Raw genomic sequence first — 18,716 nt, 5'->3', positions numbered from 1 at the left:
TCATTCCGGGGCGCGCGTGAGCGCGAACCCGGAATCTCGAGATTCCGGGTTCGCGTCTTCGACGCGCCCCGGAATGACAAGGGCATCGGGCGCTTTGCGCCCGCGCGTACGCGTCGAGATCGCGACGGTTGCGACCACGCCGGCGGCGAACAGCACGATCTGCGGCGTGATGGTCTCGTCGTTGAATACGGCTGCGAGCGCAAAGACCACGAAGGGCTGCAGCAATTGCACCTGCGACACCCGCGCGATGCCGCCCATCGCCATGCCGGCGTTCCAGGCAAAGAAGCCGATCCATTGCGAGAACAGCGCGACGTAGAGCAGCCCCAGCCACGGTTTTAAGGGGATGTGGGTGATGTCAGCCGGCATCGTCAGCGCGGCGGCCGGGATCGAGAGCGGCAGTGCGATGACCAGCACCCAGCTGATGACTTCCCAGCCCGGCATCTGCGCGGTGAGCCGGCCGGAGAAGGCGTAGCCGATGCCGGAGACGACGACCGCCGCAAGCAGGAATAAGTCGCCGGCCGACAGTTCACCGCCGCCTTGCCGCAGCGCAAAGGCAATCACCAATGCTGCGCCCGCGAACGAGGCGATCCAGAACAGCGGCCGCGGCCGCTCATGGGTGATCATGACCGCGACCAGGGCGGTCGCGATCGGCATGATCCCGAACACCACGCCGCCATGCGAGGCGTCGACGGTCTGCACCCCCACCGACATCAGGAACGGAAACAGGATGGCGACGCAGATCATCGTGATGACGAGTTGCGGCCACAGCGCGCGCGGCGGTAGCGGGCGGCGCAGCACGACCAGCAGGATCAGCGAGCACAGGCCGGCGATCAGGGTGCGCAGCGAGGTCAGAGCAATCGGATCAATTGCCGACACCGCGATCCGCGTCGCCGGCAGCGTGCCGCCGAAGATCAGCACGCCGATAAAACCCAGCAACAGACCGAGACGTGTGCGTGAAAAAGTTGGAGGGGTCATGATGCGACTGAATAACTGTTTTACAGATCAGCGTACAGCAATCTACTCGGAGCACATGGCCGCCATGCGCTGCTAACTCGGAGCAATGCTGCTCCACACCAGTGCGAGTCCGGACACAAACAGCAGGCCGAGCACGATGTCGTAGAAATTGCGATCGCTGAGCGCCTGATAAACGCGCGCGCCGATCCGTGCGCCGATCAAAGTGCCTGGCAGCGCCAGCAGCGCGAGCCAGAACACTTCCGTCTTGACGAAGCCATTGGCGATCTGCAGCAGCAAGGCGGCGCCGAGCACGGTGCCGTTGAAGATCTGGAATACGCCGCGGCGCTCATCCTTGGTCCAGCCGCGCACGCTGGCCCACAGGGTCGGCAGCGGGCCGGACAGCCCGGCGAGGCCGCCCAGGATGCCCCCGGCAAATCCAACGGCCGCGTCCGCCGGCTTGCCGCCGAAGGCGAACGCCATCGGCTTGCGAACGAGAAACAGCGCGGCCGGAAACACCAGCAGCATCACGCCCACGCTCAATTTGAATATTTGCGGCTCGGCCTGCGCCACTAAAAGCGCACCGATCGGCATGCCGGCGAGCCCGCCGATGACGAACGGCGCGGCCAGTTTGAAGTCGAGAACCTTCCACATTGTCGGCAGCGTCGAGATCTGCGAGCTGACCGAACAGATCAGCACCAAGGGTACGGCCAGCGACGGCGGCAGCACATAAAGCCAGATCCCCAGCGCCATCAGCGCCGTTCCGAAACCGGCAAGGCCGGACACGAAGCCGCCGGCAAGCGCGCCAAAAAGCAACAGCGCGTAGGTGGACGTTTCCAACTGTTTTTTCCTTCGTCATTCCGGGGCGATGCGCAGCATCGAACCCGGAATCTCGAGATTCCGGGTCTGGTCCTTCGGACCATCCCGGAATGACGTCGTTGAGTTGAGCGCGACATTTACACGCCCACGCCACCGGGTACTATTGCAATCGAAGCCTTCAACAACAATCATGGAAACGCCCCCGATGAGCTCAACCTCTGCAAAGACCTTCCTTGTCTGTCACGGCGCGTGGTCGGCGGGCTGGGCGTGGAAGAAGATGCACCCGCTGATGCGCGCCGCCGGGCATCGGCTGGTGACGCCGAGCTATACCGGGCTTGGCGAACGCGCGCATCTCGCAAACCCCTCGGTCGATCTCGAAACCCATATCGAGGACATGCTCAACGTCATCAAATATGAGGATCTGCGCGACATCGTTCTGGTCGGCCACAGCTACGGCGGCATGGTCGCGACCGGCGTGGCCGATCGTGCCAGGGATCGCGTTACGCAGCTAATCTACGTCGACGCCTTTGTGCCGGAGGATGGCCAGTCGCTGTTCGACATCAACGAACCGGGCCGGCAGCCAATGCTGGATGGCGCGAAGAAGGGGGATGGCTGGCGCATTCCGCCGATGACGTCGCCGCCGGACACCGCGGCTGAAGACGTCGAATGGCTGGCCGCGCGCCGCGTTCCAATGCCGGTCAAATGCTTCGAGACCAGGCTCAAGCTGCAAGGCGGCACACTGACGCTGCCACGCAGTTACATCTACGCCACCCGCTTCCCGCCGGCCGACACATTCGGTCCGTTTGCGAGGCGAACCAGGAACGAGGCGGGCTGGCGCTATTTCGAGATCGATGCCAGCCACGCGCCGAACGTCACCGCGCCGGAAGCGCTGATGGCGCTGCTGGAGAAGATCGTGGTGTGAAATAGCGGGAGGTAGGCCATGGCAGCCAGGACGACGGCAGTCATCGAGAAGTGGTCGACCAGCGTGGTCGAACCGGAGCGGCGGCTGGACTACTGGATCGGCGCCGTCTGCGAATGCTTTCTCGAGATGGACGTCACGACGCCGGTCAGGTCGGGCTTCGACTGCTCGGTTCAGCGCGGGCAACTCGACACCATCGGCGTCAATCGCGTCGAGGGCTCGGCGCAGCACGTCTACCGCAGGAAAGCCAGCCTCGCGCGCAGCGCGTCGAACTACTACTACCTTCTCTGCAAGACCGACAACGACTGGACGGTCATGCAAAATGGCCATCGGTCGATCTTGCAGCCGTACGATCTCGTGCTGCTGGACTCCCGGCGCTGCTATGAATTCAACTTTCCGGTGACTTCCAATACGCTGTCGCTGGAACTGCCGATCCCCTGGGTTGAATCGTGGCTCGTCGATCCCGAACGGCGGGCCGGGCAGCGCATCGACGGGCGCACCGGCTGGGGCGCCGTGCTCAGCGCCTTTGCATGCCAGCTGTCGCCGCATCTGGCGGTCAGTCTGCCGCTGCCCGCGCAGGTTCTCACCGACCAGCTCGGCGGGCTGCTGGCGCTGGCGGCGGGCAGCGAGATTCCAGCCACGCCGTCGGAGCGGCGCGAGGCGGGCAACCTGCTGGATCGGATCGGCCGCGCCATTCGGTTGCTCTACGCCGAACCAGGGTTGACGGCCGCTTCCGTCGCGGAGCATCTGCGGGTTTCGGAGCGGACGGTGCATCGCTGCCTCAACAAGTCAGGCCTGACGTTCAGCGGCATGCTGAACGACTGCAGGATGGCGGTCGCGCGCAGGATGCTGAGTGAAGCGCGGTTCGATCACATCGGTGTCGGCGGGATAGGATTGCGCGTCGGCCTGTCCGATCCGTCCCATTTCATTCGCCAATGCCGCAGATATTTCGGCATGACACCGGCCGCATTCAGGCGACAGCGCTGACCCGTTCCGGCAAAGTCCCTGGCGTAAATCGGCGATGATGGTGGCTTAGTCCGGCCATCCGGCATAATCTGCCCGGCCTATCAAATCCACTTCCATAAACGGGGGAGACGGAAATGGCAGGCCTTTACGTTCTTGTGCACGGCGCGTGGCACACTGGTGCCGAGATGGATGCCGTCGCCGGACACTTGCGCAAATACGGCCATGCCGTGCATTGCCCGACGGTTGCCGGCAACAACGCGGGCGACGATCGCGACAAGATCGGGCTGGAACAGGCGATCGCGTCGGTTGCCGCCTACATCGAAAAGAACGATCTGCGGGATATCTGGCTGGTGGGCCACAGCTATGGGGGAATGCTGATTTCAGGCGTTGCCGACCGGCTGACGGATCGCATCAAGCGTCTCGTCTATGTCAATGCCTTCGTCCCGCTGGACGGGCAGTGTCTCAACGACATGGTGCCGCCGCATTATGTCGGGCTGTTCGATGCGGTGGCCGCCGCCAACAAGAACGCCGTCATGCTGCCGTTTGAAATCTGGCGCGATGCCTTCATCAACGACGCCGACCTCGATCTGGCAAAGTCTGCGTTCGCCAAACTCAACCCGCATCCCTACAAGACATTCACCGACAAGATCGCGCTGAAGCGTCCGCTGGCGGAGCTGCCGGTCGGCAAATCCTACGTCAACTGCCGCCAGGATATCGCCTTGCCGCACAGCCTGCCGTGGCATCCACGGTTGTCGGAGCGCCTCGGCCTGTTTCGCCTCGTCGAGTGCGACGGCAGCCATGAGATGTTCTTCAGCAATCCGGCGCGGCTCGCGCAGGCGATCGAGGAGGCGGCGCGCGACTGAACTTCCCGAGCACGCGCGCGCATCGGTGCGAAAAATGGCGAGGGGTCCGGCGCGTTACGCCGAACCCCTCATTTTAGAAACATCAGCCGGCCTGTAAGCCGGGTTTTGTAGGGCACCACTCACTTTCGCGAGTGATACGTGACGGCCATTCCTCTGGGACCATGTTTGCACATGGCCTCGAGCAACCTACCCGGACGGCGAGCCTGACATTGCCCTGCGGCGTTTTCGCTTTCGCGAACTGCCCGCGTTGCCGTCCCTATTCGGTTTTGCTCCCGGTGTGGTTTGCCATGCCGGTTCCGTTGCCGGACCCGCGGTGCGCTCTTACCGCACCTTTTCACCCTTGCCCTCTCCCAAGGAGAGGGCGGTTCGTTCTCTGTGGCACTTTCCCTGGGGTCGCCCCCGCCGGACGTTATCCGGCACCGTATGTCGATGGAGCCCGGACTTTCCTCTCCCGCAGCCTTTCGACCGTAGCGGGAGCGGCCGTCCGGCCGACTGACCCCTTACGCATGGCGGCTGGGCGGCGTGGCGTCAAGCCACGAAACGGAGCAAAATAAACTATCCTGAAGATGTCGTTTCGCGTCCGGCCCGTTCGACTGGGTGTCGGCGATCCAGCCGATCAAGAGGAGTAGAGCGATGCAGTATCTGTTGTTGATCTATCGGAGCGAGGCCGAGCTTGGCAAAATGGACGCCGCGGGGCGCCAGCAAATGATGACGGACTACGGCGCGTTCACCCAGTCCATCGTTCAGAGCGGCCATTTCAAGGCCGGCGACGGCCTGCAGCCGTCAACGACGGCAACCACCGTGCGCGTTCGCGACGGCAAGACCCTGACGACCGACGGTCCGTTCGCGGAAACGCGCGAGCAGCTCGGCGGCTATTATCTGGTCGAGGCCAAGGATCTCGACACCGCGCTGGCCATCGCCGCGCGCATTCCCGGCGCCAAGACCGGCTCGATCGAGGTGCGGCCGGTGATGGTCTATGATTGAGTGTCGTTCCGGGGCGACGCGAAGCGTCGAACCCGGAACCTCGAGATTCCGGGCTCGTCCTTCGGACGCCCCGGAATGACGGCTAATAGCAGGGCACATGACCTCCACCGAGACCGAAAAAATCTTCCGCGACGAGGCGGGCAGGGCGCTGGCGACCCTCATCCGCCTCGTCGGCGATTTTGATCTCGCCGAGGATGCCCTGCAGGACGCGTTCGCGGTGGCGCTGGAGCGCTGGTCCACCGCCAATCTGCCATCCAATCCGCGCGCATGGCTGGTCAATGTCGGGCGCAACAAGGCGATCGATCGGATTCGCCGCAGCGTCGCGTTTCGCGGCAAGCAGCAGGAGCTGACGCGCGAAATCCTGCTCAATGCGTCGGCGCCTGACGAGGCTGCCGGCAACGTGCTCGACGACGACATGCTGCGGCTGATCTTCACCTGCTGCCATCCGTCCTTTGCGGCGGAAGTGCAGGTGGCGCTGACGCTGCGCACCGTTTGCGGACTCTCGACAGCGCAGGTCGCGCGGGCGTTCCTCGCGAGCGAAGACGCGATGGCGCAGCGGCTGGTGCGCGCCAAGCAGAAAATCCGCCTCGCCGGCATCGCCTACGAAGTGCCGGAACGCGAAGCACTGGAGCCGCGCCTGCGCGGCGTGCTCGCGGTGATCTATCTGGTCTTCACCGAAGGCTATGCCGCGACCTCGGGCGACGATCTGATGCGACCTGATCTGGCGCGCGAAGCGATCCGGCTGGCGCGGCTGCTCGACGCGCTGATGCCCGGCCGCGGCGAGATCAAGGGATTGCTGGCGCTGATGTTGCTGCATGATTCCCGCCGCGCCGGCCGCGAGACCGCCGGCGGCGACATCGTGCTGCTGGAAGAGCAGGACCGGTCGCTGTGGGATCAGGCCCAGATAGCGGAGGGCTTGAAGCTGGTCGAAGAGGCGTTGCGGGTGCCGGGGCGGCCGCAATCCTATGCGGTGCAGGCCGCGATCGCAGCGCTGCACGCGCGTGCGCCGAACTATAACGACACCGACTGGCCGCAGATCGCCGGCCTCTACGAGGTGCTGCTGCGGATCAGCCCATCGCCGGTGATCGAACTCAATCACGCCGCCGCGCTGTCGATGGTCGACGGACCGGCGCGGGCTCTCGACCTGATCGATGCGCTGGAGGCGCGTGGCGGGTTGAAAGGATATGAACTGCTGCCGGCCGTCCGCGCCGATCTCTTGCGCCGCCTCGGCCGGCGTGATGCGGCGCGCGAAGCCTATCAGGCAGCCACATCTGCGACGCAACTGGAGCCGTTGCGGCGGCTTTACGCACGGCGGATGGCGGAGCTGTAACGGGGCCGACCAACTCTCATTCGTCATTGCGAGCGAAGCGAAGCAATCCATCGTCGTGCTCGTTGAGACGTGGATTGCTTCGCTGCGCTCGCAATGACGGCGGTTGAGATCTACTGCGCCGCGACCTGCGTCGGCGTCGCATCGGCCGGCAAAGTGGCCAGCAGCGCGTGCAGCGTGCTCATGGTCGAATGATCGGCGATGCCGTCGACGCGGGCCGGGCGGAAGTGGCGCTGGAACGCGGTGACCACTTCCATGGTCGGGCCGTCGTACTTGCCGTGGTTCGGCACGTTGTAACCGTACCGCGCCAGCGCGGTCTGGAGCCTCGCGACATCGTCGCTGATGCTGCCGAGCTTGAGCGATTCGCCGCGCACGAGCGGCGCCGGCTGCACCCAATGGCCGACGCCGGAATTGGCCAGCGAATGCCACGGGAATTTCTCGCCGGGATCCTTCTTGCGCGCAGGCGCGACGTCGGAATGCGCGAGCACGCGATGCGGCGGCACGTTGCGGCGGAGCATGATGCCGCGGCACAGCGCGATCACGGCGGCGACCTGGCGCAGCGGAAAATCCGGATAGCCCCAGTCGTGGCCGCGATTGATGATCTCGACCCCGATCGAGCAGGAGTTGATGTCTTCTTCGCCGGCCCAGAACGACACGCCGGCATGCCAGGCGCGCTTGCTCTCGGGCACGGATTGCACGATGCGGCCGTCTTCCAGCACGATGTAATGTGCCGAGACGTCGGTTCCGGCCGTGCAGAGCTGGGCGATCGCGCCTTCCACATCCGGCATGCCGGTGTAGTGCAGCAGGATCATGTCGGGCAGGCGGCCCTTGTTGCGGTCGCCATAGTTCGCCGACGGAATCACGTCGGAGGCAATCGAGGAATCCGGGGTAAAAGTCTTCATGTCCGCGTTAGCCCTGGGAACGGGAAGGGCGCGTTGACGCTTCGAATCAATACCAGCGGACGTGAACGAACCAGCAGCCATTATATGAGCTCAAACCGGGCAGGAGAACGACAACCCGCAAATTTTACAAAATATCGATCTTTACTATTCCTTTACCAAGTCATCCGCGCAATCCGGCAGCCGCGCCCGGTTTCGTATTTTGACCGAGTGTGTGCGGCGGGCATCACTGGCTTCGCCAAGTGAGCCGGGCATCACTGGCGTCGCCAAGTGAGCCGGGACATCACCGGCCTGCAGTAGTAAAAAAGCGCGTAAAAGCCGCGGCCGATCATCAACGCTTTCTTAACGCTAAGTGCCGTTACTAAGTGATGAAGAGCCGAACCGGTTTTGGGGACGGCCGAGGCCCTCTTTCACGCTCGAAAAGCCATGGCAGCCCAGCAAATTCCGTCCGGAAAACAGGGGTTGCGGGCTGGGGTTGATGACAGCAGTCGCGCCTCGCAGCGGGTTTTTGGCCGGAACAGCCCGGCAAAGCGCAGGGATTTGAGGCGCAATGGGCCGGTTGGCGTCCAGTTTCAGTTGTGCACGTTGGAATACGCTGAAGGCCGGCGAATGACCCCGGCTGCCTCCCGCCATATCTCCGTTCTCGGCCGCGAGGCGGTCGAGATGCTTGGCCCCCGCGACGGCGGCATCTATGTCGATGCCACCTTCGGCGCCGGCGGCTACAGCCGCATGATCCTGGAAACCGCTGGAACCCGGGTGATCGGTATCGACCGCGACCGGTCGGCGATTACTGGCGGGTTCGATCTGGTCGACCAGGCCGATGGCGCCCTGACGCTAGTCGAGGACCGGTTTTCCAATCTCGCCGAGGTCTGTACCGCGCAGGGTGTTGATGCCGTCGATGGCGTCGTGATGGACGTCGGGGTCTCCTCGATGCAGCTCGACCAGGCCGAGCGCGGCTTCTCGTTCCGGCTCGGTGGCCCGCTCGACATGCGGATGGGCCATGACGGCCCGACCGCGGCGGACGTGGTCGCGAAAGCCTCCGAAGCCGATCTCGCCAACATCATCTACATCTTCGGCGAGGAGCGTCACTCCCGCGGCGTCGCGCGCGCCATCGTCGCCGCTCGCAAGGAAGCGCCGATCACGACCACGAAGGCGCTCGCCGACATCGTCGGCAAGGTGGTCCGCTCCAAGCCGAACGAAATTCATCCGGCGACGCGGACGTTCCAGGGCTTGCGGATTTTCGTCAACGCGGAACTGGACGAGCTGCATCTGGCGCTGTCGGCGGCGGAACGCGTGCTGAAGCCGGGCGGCCGGCTGGTCGTGGTGTCGTTTCATTCGCTGGAAGACCGCATCGTCAAGGATTTCCTCAACCAGCGCGGCAAGTCCGGCGGCGGATCGCGGCATCTGCCTGAACTCGCGCAGGCCGTTCCGAGTTTCCAGATTCTGACCAAGCGTCCGGTCACGCCCAATGAGGCGGAGATATCGGCCAATCCGCGCGCGCGGTCCGCCAAACTGCGCGCCGCCGAGCGGACCGCGGCGCCGGCGCATGCGGCAGACGCACTGCCGGCATGGCCGACCATCGACAGCGTCATGAGGGGAGGCTGATCATGCGGATCATCCACCTCCTCGTGATCGGCATGCTGGTGTTCGCCGCCTCCTATGTCTACCGGATCAAGATGGAATCGACATCGCGCACCGAGCGCGTGCTGCGGCTCAACGCGGAAATCCGCGAGCAGCGCGACGCCATTGCTGGGCTCCGCGCCGAATGGGCCAAGCTTGACGCGCCGCTGCGGCTGCAGGGCCTTGCCGACCGCCACCTTCCGCTGAAGTCGCTGGTCGCCACGCAATATGACCAGCTGAAGAACCTGCCGGAACGGCCGCCCAGCTTTGCCAGGCCAGGCGCGCCCGATCCGATCGGCGCGATGATCAATACCATCGAGGCTGCCACCGATGCGCCGACCGTGACCGGCTCGGTGCCCGCGCCGGGAGCTCAGCAATGACCGATCAGGCGCTTGCCACCACCCGACCTGCAAAGCCTGCCGAGCCCTGGCGGCAGCGGCTGATCCGCAGCCTGCTCTACGGGCGCAACGTCGATCGCGCGGCGAAGGCGCGCGCGCGCGTCGGATTTGCGGTGCTGGCGTTCGCATTGGTGTACGCCATCATTGCCGGACGCCTCGTCATGTTTGCGATCGGCGCCGACAGCCACAATGCGGCCCGCACCGGCTCGCGGGACGCGATCGCGACCGCGCGGCCCGACATCGTCGACCGCAACGGCGAGGTGCTGGCGACCGACGTCAAGTCGCCGAGCCTGTTCGGCGAACCGCGCCGCATCATCGACAAGGACGAGGCGATCGAGCTTCTGACCGCGACATTGCCAGATCTTGACACGACCGAGGTGCGCGAGCGTTTGTCGTCGCGCAAGGGCTTCGTGTGGCTGAAGCGCGAGATCACCTCGAAGCAGCAGCAGGCCATTCATCGCCTCGGCATTCCCGGCATCGGCTTCCTGCGCGAGAACAAGCGCGTCTATCCGACCGGTGCGTCGGTCGCCCATCTGATCGGTCTGGTCAATATCGACAACCAGGGCATCGCCGGGATGGAGAAGTGGCTCGACAATAACGGGTTGGCCGATCTGCATCGCGCCGGCTTTGCCACCGATCGGCTGCAGCGGCCGGTGGAGCTGTCGATCGATCTGCGCGTCGAGCACGCGCTGCGCGACGAATTGTTGAAGGCGAAAGAGAAGTACAAGGCCAAGGCCGCCTCCGGCCTCGTCTCCAACGTCAGGACCGGCGAGATCGTCGCGCTGGTGTCGTTGCCGGATTTCGACCCGAACAACCCGAAAGAGGCGCACGACCCCGACCGCATCAACCGCCTGACCACCGGCGTGTTCGAGATGGGCTCGACCTTCAAGGCGTTGACGCTGGCGATGGCGCTGGATTCCGGCAAGGCCAACCTCAACACGCTGTACGACGGGCGCGGTGCGATGAAGTACGGCAAATTCACCATCCACGATACGCATCCCGTCGGCCGCTCGATCACGCTGTCGGAAGTATTCACGTTTTCCTCGAACGTCGGCGCGGCCAAGATCGCGCTGGGGCAGGGCGTCGAGGCGCACAAGGCCTTCCTGAAAAAGCTCGGCCAGTTGGACCGGCTGCGCACCGAACTGCCGGAAAGCACGTCGCCGATCGTGCCGAAGCGCTGGGGTGAACTCAACACCATCACCATTGCCTTCGGCCACGGCATGGCGGTGGCGCCGCTGCAGGCCGTGATGGGCATCAACGCGGTCGTCAACGGCGGCTATCTGATCCCGCCGACCTTCCTCAAGCGCTCGGAGGAAGAAGCCAGGGCGATCGGCAAGAAGGTGCTCAAGACCGAAACGTCGGACAAGATGCGCTATCTGATGCGGCTCAACGCCGAGATCGGAACCGCCAAGAAGGCCGACGTGAAGGGCTATTACATCGGCGGCAAGACCGGCACCTCGGAAAAGGTGGTCAATGGCCGCTATTCCAAGAAGCAGGTGCTCAATTCCTTCACCGCAATCTTCCCGGCCGACAACCCGCAATATCAGCTGCTGATCATGCTGGACGAGCCCAAGGCGCTGCCGGAAACCCATGGTTTCATCACCTCGGGCTGGAACACGGTGCCGACCGGCGGCAAGGTGATCGCTCGAATCGGACCGCTTTTGGGCGTCGAACCGCGCTTCGATCTGCCGACGGCAGATCGCCTCATTCTTGCGACATCGAGGACAACCCAGTAAGGCGTAGGACGACGCGCCAAGCTGCGCCCGGGCCGGACTGGACGACCATGAAACTTCGCGACCTCTTCAGCAATGATGCCGCGATCGAGCCGCAGGCCGAATCTGTCGACGTGAAGGGCTTGGCGCTGGACAGCCGCGCCGTGAAGCCGGGCGATCTGTTCTTCGCGCTCGCCGGCAGCAAGACCGACGGTTCGCGTTTCGTTGATTCAGCTATCGCCGCAGGTGCGGTCGCGATCGCGGGCGATCACGCCACAAGCGATCGCGTGCCGTTCGTCACGACGCCAAATCCGCGCCGCGCGCTGGCGCTGGCGGCGGCAAGATTTTATCCGAAGCAGCCTCAGACGATCGCGGCCGTTACCGGCACGAGTGGAAAAACCTCGGTCGCGGCGTTCACGCGCCAGATCTGGCAACGGCTCGGCCATGCCTCCGCCAGTATCGGCACCATCGGTCTCGTTTCGCCGAAGCGCACCGTCTACGGCTCGCTGACGACGCCGGACCCGATCGCGCTGCATCGCCAGCTCGACGAGATCGCCGGCGACGGCGTCACCCATCTCGCCTTCGAAGCCTCCTCGCACGGGCTCGACCAATACAGGCTCGACGGCGTGCGCATCGCCGCCGGCGGTTTTACCAATTTGACGCGCGACCACATGGATTATCATCCCGACGTCGCGCATTACCTTAACGCCAAGCTGCGGTTATTCCGCGATCTCGTCGTGGCCGATGGGGCTGCCGTGATCTCGGCCGATCATGATTGCTCGCAACAGGTGATCGACGCCGCGCGGCAACGAAGCCTGCGGATCATTGCCATCGGCCGCAACGCTGATGGTGCGGGCGAGGGCATCCGTCTGGTCGATGCAACCGTCGATGGCTTTGCGCAGAAGCTGACGCTCGAGCATCGCGGGCGCAGGCACATGATCAAGCTGCCGCTGGTCGGCGAATTCCAGATCGAGAATGCGCTGGTCGCAGCGGGGCTGGCGATCGGTACCGGCAGCGAGGCCGCGGCGGTGCTCGCCGGCCTCGAACATCTCGAAGGCGCCAAGGGCCGGCTGGAACAGGTCGGCGAACATAATGGCGCGCCTATATTCGTCGACTATGCGCACAAGCCGGACGCGCTGGCGAAAGCACTGCAGGCGCTGCGGCCTTATGCGAAACGAAAACTGGTCGTGGTATTCGGCTGCGGCGGCGACCGCGACGCCGGCAAGCGTCCGCTGATGGGCGCGATCGCGGCCGAGAACGCCGACGGCGTCATCGTCACCGACGACAATCCGCGCAGCGAGAATCCCCAAAAAATCCGCGCCGCCATTCTGGACGCTGCCAAGGACGCCGCTGATATCGGCGACCGGGCAGAAGCCATCAAGGCCGGGATTGCGGTGTTGCAGCCGGGCGACGCGCTATTGATCGCGGGCAAGGGTCACGAGACCGGCCAGATCGTCGGCGACAAGACGCTACCATTCAGTGATCACGACGCGGTGGCAGCCGCGCTGGCGGAGAGGACTACATGAGCGCTGCGCCATTGTGGACGATTGCCGAAGTCGCGAAAGCGCTGGGACTGGCCGGAACATTTCCGGATACGGCGATCGATTTCGTCACGCAAGACAGCCGGCTGGTAAAACCCGGATGCCTGTTCGTGGCGCTCAGCGGCACGCCGAGCGGCGGCTTCATTTCAAGTTTCGCCAGCGCGCGCGACGGCTGGGAATTCGCCGACAAGGCCGAAGCCGCGGGCGCCGTGGCGATGATCGTGCCACACAAGATCGAAGGCGTCAGCGTTCCCCAGTTGATCGTCAAGGACACGCTGATCGACGGTCTCTGGGGTTTGGCGCGCGCGGCGCGGGCGCGGTTCAAGGGCCCGGTGATCGGGCTCACCGGCAGCGCCGGCAAGACCAGCACCAAGGAATATCTCGCCGCCTATCCGAACGCCTATGCCAGCCCGAGCAGTTTCAATAATTTCTGGGGCGTGCCGCTGACGCTGTGCAATGCCAGCCCGAGCGCCTCGCTGTGGGTGGTTGAAATGGGCATGAACCAGACCGGCGAAATCGCGCGGCTCAGCGAGCTGACGCGGCCGACCGTGGCGCTGGTGGTCAACGTCCAGCCGGTGCATCTGGAAAAGCTCGGCAGCCTGGAGGCGATCCGGCGCGAGAAGGTGAGCATCGCGCAAGGCCTGCCAAAAGATGGCGTGCTGGTGCTGCCGACCGACGTCGAAGCGCCGGAATGGAACGGCAAGCTTGTCCGCTTCGGCAATGGCTCGGAAGTGCACGAGTTGAAACACAGCCCGCATGGCGAAAGCTGGGACGTGTCAGTGCAAGTGGGCGGCAAACAGGTCGCATTCGAACTGACGCCGGGCGCGCCGCATCGCCTGCAGAACGCGCTGGCCGCACTGGCGTCAGTCCATGCCGCCAGCCTCGATGAAGCGGCGCTGGCCAAAGAGCTCGGCAAGGTCGGCATCATGACCGGGCGCGGGGTGGAGCAGACCGCCGCCGGCGTCACCGTGATCGACGACAGTTTCAACGGCAATCCGGCCAGCATGGTCGCGGCGCTCGACAGCCTGAAGGCGCGGCCGGTCAACTCAGGCCGGCGTATCGCCATCATGGGCGACATGCTGGAACTCGGCCCTGACGCACCCGCCTATCATGTCAAGCTGGCCAGGGATCTGCCCGGCATCGACGGCGTCTATTGTGTCGGCCCGCTGATGCGCCATCTCTACGACCTGCTGCCGGCCAACAGCGCCCTCGGCTGGCACGACGACCCCGCCACGCTCGAGCCGCAGAAAATCGCCGCATTGTTGCAAAGCGGTGACGTTGTGGTGGTCAAGGGCAGCAAAAAGATGTTCTGGGTCAACAAGTTTGTGCCCAAGCTGCTGGCTGCCTTACAGGCAAAAGCGTAAACTGGCCGGGCTGACCCACCCGTGATTTCCGTGGTGATTCGCGCAACCGCCGCCGCGATCGTGACCAGGATTTGCTTGGTTTGAGGATGAAAACGATTGTCAACGCGCTTCCAATGCGCTTACCCGGCAAGACGGCGCAAGCCGCGCAATAGGGCATATTGAATGTTTTACTGGCTGATCGAGCTTTCCAACACCGTCCCCGCTTTCTCTTTTTTGCGCGGCCTCCTCAACGTCTTCCGCTACATCACCTTCCGTACCGGCGGGGCGATGGTGACGGGCGCGCTGTTCGTGTTCCTGTTCGGTCCCTGGATCATCGATCATCTGCGGTTGCGGCAGGGCAAGGGCCAGCCGATCCGCACCGATGGTCCGGCCTCGCACATCATCGCCAAGAAGGGCACGCCCACGATGGGCGGGCTGATGATCCTGTCCGGCCTTGTCGTCTCGACGCTGCTGTGGGCCAACCCGCTCAATCCCTATGTCTGGATCGTGCTGGCGGTGACGCTCGGCTTCGGCTTCGTCGGCTTCTATGACGATTATCTGAAAGTAACGAAACAGACCCATAGCGGTTTTGCCGGCAAGTTTCGTCTCGCCATCGAAGGCGTGATCGCGCTGATCGCCTGTTACGCGCTGGTGCGCCTCGGGCGCGACGTGACCTCGACCTCGCTGGCGATTCCTTTCCTGAAGGACATGGTGTTCAATTTCGGCTGGTTCTTCGTGATCTTCGGCGCCTTCGTCATCGTCGGCGCCGGCAACGCGGTCAACCTGACCGATGGTCTCGACGGTCTTGCGATCGTCCCCGTGATGATCGCCGCCGCCAGTTTCGGCATGATCGCCTATCTGACCGGCAACGCGGTGTTCTCCGACTATCTGCAGATCAGATATGTCGCCGGCACCGGCGAGCTTGCGGTGCTGTGCGGCGCGGTGCTCGGCGCCGGATTGGGCTTCCTGTGGTTCAACGCGCCGCCGGCCTCGATCTTCATGGGCGACACCGGCTCGCTCGCGCTCGGCGGCATGCTGGGCGCGACCGCCGTTGCGGTCAAACACGAGATCGTGCTGGCCGTGATCGGCGGCCTGTTCGTGCTGGAAGCGGTTTCCGTGATCGTGCAGGTGGTGTCGTTCAAGCTGACCGGCAAACGCGTATTCCGCATGGCGCCGCTGCATCATCATTTCGAGCAGAAGGGCTGGACCGAACCGCAGATCGTGATCCGGTTCTGGATTATCTCGGTGATGCTGGCGCTGGCCGGCCTCTCCACGCTGAAGCTGCGGTGATGTCGTTGGGGCGTCGTTCCATCAATTGTCATTCCGGGGGCCGCGTAGCGGCAACCCGGAATCTCGAGATTCCGGGTTCGCGCTTTGCGCGCCCCGGAATGACGGTCCAACCATGATCCCCGTCACTTCCTTCGCGGGCAAGACGGTCGCCGTATTCGGGCTCGGTGGCTCGGGCCTCGCGAGTTGCCACGCGCTCAAGGCCGGCGGCGCGGAGGTGATTGCCGGTGACGACAGCGCCGACAATGTCGCCAAGGCGGCGCAGGACGGCTTCATCACCGCTGACTTGCGCAAGGTCCCCTGGGATAATTTCGCCGCGCTGATATTGACCCCCGGCGCGCCGCTGACCCATCCGGCGCCACACTGGTCCGTGCTGATGGCCCGGCAGGCCGGCGTCGAGGTGATCGGCGACATCGAATTGTTTTGCAGGGAGCGCCGCCGTCATGCGCCCGATGCGCCGTTCGTCGCCATCACCGGGACCAACGGCAAATCCACCACCACGGCGCTGATCGCGCATCTGATGAAGGTCGCCGGTTACGACACCCAGATGGGCGGCAATATCGGCACCGCGATCCTGTCGCTGGAGCCGCCGCGGATGGGGCGGGTACACGTGATCGAGATGTCGTCCTACCAGATCGATCTGGCGCCCTCGCTCGATCCGTCCGTCGGCATCTTGCTCAATGTCAGCGAAGACCACATCGATCGCCACGGCACGCTGGAGCATTACGCCGCGGTGAAGGCGCGGCTGGTCGCGGGCGTGCAGCCGCAGGGCACCTCCATCGTCGGCGTCGACGACGGCTGGTGCCGCAACATTGCCGACCGGCTCGATCAGGCCGGCAAGCGCGTGGTGCGCATCTCCGTGAAAAACCCGCTGCCCGACGGCCTCTATGTCGAGCGCGAAACCATCGTCCGTGCCTCCGGCGGCGCGCGGAGCGAAATCGCAAAACTCGGCGGCATCGGCTCATTGCGCGGCCTGCACAACGCGCAGAATGCGGCGTGCGCGGCGGCCTGCGCGCTGGCGATGGGGATTTCGACCGACATCCTGCAGAACGGCCTGCGCAGTTTTCCGGGTCTCGCGCACCGTATGGAGCAGGTCGGCCGCCGCGGCAATGTGCTGTTCGTCAACGATTCCAAGGGCACCAATGCGGACGCGGCGGCGCATGCGCTATCGTCCTTTGGCGACATCTTCTGGATCGCCGGCGGCAAGCCGAAACTCGGCGGCATTACCAGCCTCACCGAATATTTCCCGCGCATCCGCAAAGCCTATTTGATCGGCGAAGCTGCGCAGGAGTTTTCCGGCACGCTCGGCTCCCGCGTGCCGCACGAGATTTCGCAGACGCTCGATGTTGCCGTCGCCAGCGCCGCGCGCGACGCCGAAGCCTCAGGCCTCACTGACCCCGTAGTCCTGCTGTCGCCGGCCTGCGCCTCGTTCGACCAGTACCGCAACTTCGAAATCCGCGGCGCGAAGTTTCGCGATCTCGTCACGGCGATGCCGGGTGTGAAGCCGGTGGTGTGAGCGGCACAGCGTAGGATGGGTAGAGCCAACGGGTCGCGCGAATGCGCGCCCGATGACAGGCTCCGCGAAACCCATCATCTTCGCAAAACGGAAATTGATGGGTATCGCTATCGCTCCATCCATCCTACGCCTATTGCTTCTTCGCACTTCGACCAGCGCGCACCGGTTTGAACAAATCCAGGTCGATCGCCTGGCCCATCGCCAGATAACCCGTGCGATTGGGATGCAGCTTGTCGCCGGCGGCTCCGGTCGTGCTGTCGGGGACGAACTCCGGCTTGAGGCCGCCCGATTGCGGATCGAGCGTCGCCTTGTCGAAATCGATCACGCCGTCGAATGTGCCTGATGTGCGGATGAAGTCGTTCAGCGCCTTCCGCTTGGTGTCCTGTTCGGCGAAACCATGCGCCGCGCTGGAACTTCCCAATGCCGTGGTCACGGTGGCGCCGATCACGCGGACATTCGGCCATTTCGCGCGCAGCCGGGCGACGCCTTCCTTCATGGCGGCGATCACCTTGTCGCTTTCGGCGTTGCCGTTCTTGCTGAAGTCGTTGATGCCTTCCAGCCAGATCAGGCTGGAGATGCCGGAGAGCGTCAGCACGTCGCGGTCGAGCCGCTGGCCCGAGGCGGGTCCGCCGGCGAATGGTTTGCTTGCGCCGTACTCGGCAGGTCCGGCGATCTGGTTGCCGCCGATGCCGCCGTTCACCACCGCGACCTTGTTGCCATGGATTGCCTTGAGGCGGCGCGAGAGCACGTTGGGCCAGCGGTCGTCGCCGTTCATGGTGGACGCGGTGCCGTCGGTAATGGAATCGCCGAACGCCATGATGGCGAAAGCATCCGTGGGCGCGGTCATCTCGATCGCATCGAGGAAAAACCAGGATGCGGTCGTATAGGGGAAGGCCGCCTCGTCCTCCAAGGTGCCTTTGGATCCGGCGCCGGGCGCGGTGACGTAAGAGGTCGTCAGCGCCTTGGCGTGCCAGGTCATCGGACCGCTCTCACCGGCGATGTGAAAGCTCACCGCGAGCTTGCGGCCGGCGAGGTTGTCGGGCTGCCCTGCGAACGGCAGCGTGACCGCGTCGCTCCAGACCGAGGTGCCGGGTGGGACGGTAACGGACATCTTGCCGCCAAACGTCACCAGGCGATTGGAGCCGCGGAGCAGCGCCGCACTGCCCAATTGCAGGCCGGCACAAACGCCGTCGAACGTCACGGGCTTGGTGCCGAAGGCGTTGCTGAAACGGAGGCGCGCCTGGCGGCCCCACAAATCGGGCCGCACGATCAGGCGAAAGGTCTGGTCCCGCGCGCCGGCCGCAGGATCGGGGAAGGCGAATTTCTGGTCGGGCTGGGCGGAGGGGTTACCGACGGGATAGGGGCCCTGGACCGAACCCGTCCATGAAATCACCCAGTTCTCGTCCTTGGCGGATGCGCCCTGAAGCGATGCGACGAGCAGCGATGCTGCGACGAGACAGGTGAGCGACTGCATGGTTTCCCCCTTTGATTTTGGGGCCCACCCTAAAGCCGCGGGCGCAAATCCTGAAACCGAAAATTTGACGGACCCTATTAACCCCTTGGAAACCATC

At 64.4% G+C, this 18,716-nt stretch carries 16 protein-coding genes and 1 other RNA gene; 12 read left to right on the top strand and 5 right to left on the bottom strand.

Annotated elements, in window-relative coordinates:
* Nucleotides 1-975, bottom strand: coding sequence for a DMT family transporter (locus JQ629_RS03470; RefSeq protein WP_212411201.1), 975 nt, complete (start codon nucleotides 973-975; stop codon nucleotides 1-3).
* A gap of 72 nt (nucleotides 976-1,047) precedes the next feature.
* A complete protein-coding gene (locus tag JQ629_RS03465; RefSeq protein ID WP_212411200.1) occupies nucleotides 1,048-1,791 on the bottom strand; it encodes a sulfite exporter TauE/SafE family protein in 744 nt (247 codons plus the stop codon).
* A gap of 169 nt (nucleotides 1,792-1,960) precedes the next feature.
* Between JQ629_RS03465 and JQ629_RS03460 the strand changes: the two genes are divergently transcribed.
* The 3 genes from JQ629_RS03460 to JQ629_RS03450 all read left to right on the top strand — a co-directional run bounded on the left by JQ629_RS03460 (nucleotide 1,961) and on the right by JQ629_RS03450 (nucleotide 4,518).
* On the top strand, nucleotides 1,961-2,692 hold the full coding sequence (locus tag JQ629_RS03460) for an alpha/beta fold hydrolase (RefSeq protein WP_212411198.1): 732 nt from the start codon (nucleotides 1,961-1,963) through the stop codon (nucleotides 2,690-2,692).
* 18 nt (nucleotides 2,693-2,710) lie between these two features.
* The gene (locus JQ629_RS03455; protein WP_212411196.1) at nucleotides 2,711-3,676 is read left to right on the top strand and encodes a helix-turn-helix transcriptional regulator; all 966 of its coding nucleotides are present in this window, start codon (nucleotides 2,711-2,713) and stop codon (nucleotides 3,674-3,676) included.
* Between the two features lie 113 nt (nucleotides 3,677-3,789).
* Entirely contained in the window at nucleotides 3,790-4,518 is a 729-nt protein-coding gene (locus tag JQ629_RS03450) for an alpha/beta fold hydrolase (RefSeq protein ID WP_212389773.1), read from the top strand.
* A gap of 78 nt (nucleotides 4,519-4,596) precedes the next feature.
* On the opposite strand, the gene rnpB is transcribed toward JQ629_RS03450, so the two are convergent.
* An RNA gene (gene rnpB / locus JQ629_RS03445) (RNase P RNA component class A) lies at nucleotides 4,597-5,014 on the bottom strand.
* A 137-nt stretch (nucleotides 5,015-5,151) separates the two neighbouring features.
* Between rnpB and JQ629_RS03440 the strand changes: the two genes are divergently transcribed.
* A complete protein-coding gene (locus tag JQ629_RS03440) occupies nucleotides 5,152-5,502 on the top strand; it encodes a YciI family protein (RefSeq protein ID WP_212411194.1) in 351 nt (116 codons plus the stop codon).
* 97 nt (nucleotides 5,503-5,599) lie between these two features.
* On the top strand, nucleotides 5,600-6,832 hold the full coding sequence (locus JQ629_RS03435; protein ID WP_212411192.1) for an RNA polymerase sigma factor: 1,233 nt from the start codon (nucleotides 5,600-5,602) through the stop codon (nucleotides 6,830-6,832).
* Between the two features lie 110 nt (nucleotides 6,833-6,942).
* On the opposite strand, the gene JQ629_RS03430 is transcribed toward JQ629_RS03435, so the two are convergent.
* Nucleotides 6,943-7,812, bottom strand: coding sequence for an N-acetylmuramoyl-L-alanine amidase (locus tag JQ629_RS03430; RefSeq protein ID WP_212411191.1), 870 nt, complete (start codon nucleotides 7,810-7,812; stop codon nucleotides 6,943-6,945).
* 525 nt (nucleotides 7,813-8,337) lie between these two features.
* Between JQ629_RS03430 and rsmH the strand changes: the two genes are divergently transcribed.
* The 7 genes from rsmH to murD all read left to right on the top strand — a co-directional run bounded on the left by rsmH (nucleotide 8,338) and on the right by murD (nucleotide 17,145).
* Nucleotides 8,338-9,333, top strand: a complete 996-nt coding sequence (gene rsmH / locus JQ629_RS03425; protein ID WP_212411190.1) for a 16S rRNA (cytosine(1402)-N(4))-methyltransferase RsmH — start codon at nucleotides 8,338-8,340, stop codon at nucleotides 9,331-9,333.
* Nucleotides 9,334-9,335: 2 nt separating this feature from the next.
* Nucleotides 9,336-9,728, top strand: a complete 393-nt coding sequence (ftsL, locus tag JQ629_RS03420) for a cell division protein FtsL (RefSeq protein WP_212411189.1) — start codon at nucleotides 9,336-9,338, stop codon at nucleotides 9,726-9,728.
* Nucleotides 9,725-11,482, top strand: coding sequence for a peptidoglycan D,D-transpeptidase FtsI family protein (locus JQ629_RS03415; RefSeq protein WP_212411188.1), 1,758 nt, complete (start codon nucleotides 9,725-9,727; stop codon nucleotides 11,480-11,482). Before ftsL ends, JQ629_RS03415 begins: the two co-directional genes overlap by 4 nt.
* A 47-nt stretch (nucleotides 11,483-11,529) precedes the next feature.
* The gene (locus JQ629_RS03410) at nucleotides 11,530-12,984 is read left to right on the top strand and encodes a UDP-N-acetylmuramoyl-L-alanyl-D-glutamate--2,6-diaminopimelate ligase (RefSeq protein WP_212411187.1); all 1,455 of its coding nucleotides are present in this window, start codon (nucleotides 11,530-11,532) and stop codon (nucleotides 12,982-12,984) included.
* Nucleotides 12,981-14,363 carry a UDP-N-acetylmuramoyl-tripeptide--D-alanyl-D-alanine ligase gene (locus JQ629_RS03405; RefSeq protein WP_212411186.1) on the top strand — a complete coding sequence of 461 codons (1,383 nt, stop codon included), beginning with the start codon at nucleotides 12,981-12,983 and terminating at the stop codon, nucleotides 14,361-14,363. The genes JQ629_RS03410 and JQ629_RS03405 overlap by 4 nt, the downstream gene beginning before the upstream one ends.
* A 162-nt stretch (nucleotides 14,364-14,525) precedes the next feature.
* Entirely contained in the window at nucleotides 14,526-15,632 is a 1,107-nt protein-coding gene (gene mraY / locus JQ629_RS03400) for a phospho-N-acetylmuramoyl-pentapeptide-transferase (RefSeq protein WP_192738075.1), read from the top strand.
* Nucleotides 15,633-15,744: 112 nt separating this feature from the next.
* A complete protein-coding gene (gene murD, locus JQ629_RS03395) occupies nucleotides 15,745-17,145 on the top strand; it encodes a UDP-N-acetylmuramoyl-L-alanine--D-glutamate ligase (RefSeq protein ID WP_212411185.1) in 1,401 nt (466 codons plus the stop codon).
* Nucleotides 17,146-17,275: 130 nt separating this feature from the next.
* Here murD and JQ629_RS03390 read toward each other — a convergent pair whose 3' ends face one another.
* Nucleotides 17,276-18,619: a GDSL-type esterase/lipase family protein gene (locus JQ629_RS03390; RefSeq protein ID WP_212411183.1), complete on the bottom strand. Its 1,344-nt coding sequence runs from the start codon at nucleotides 18,617-18,619 to the stop codon at nucleotides 17,276-17,278.
* Nucleotides 18,620-18,716: the final 97 nt, after the last annotated feature.

The sequence above is a fragment of the Bradyrhizobium sp. AUGA SZCCT0222 genome, from assembly GCF_018130205.1.
GTDB lineage: Bacteria > Pseudomonadota > Alphaproteobacteria > Rhizobiales > Xanthobacteraceae > Bradyrhizobium.
The sequence above is the reverse complement of the archived record's forward strand: the minus strand, read 5'-3'. Positions and strand labels throughout refer to the sequence as shown.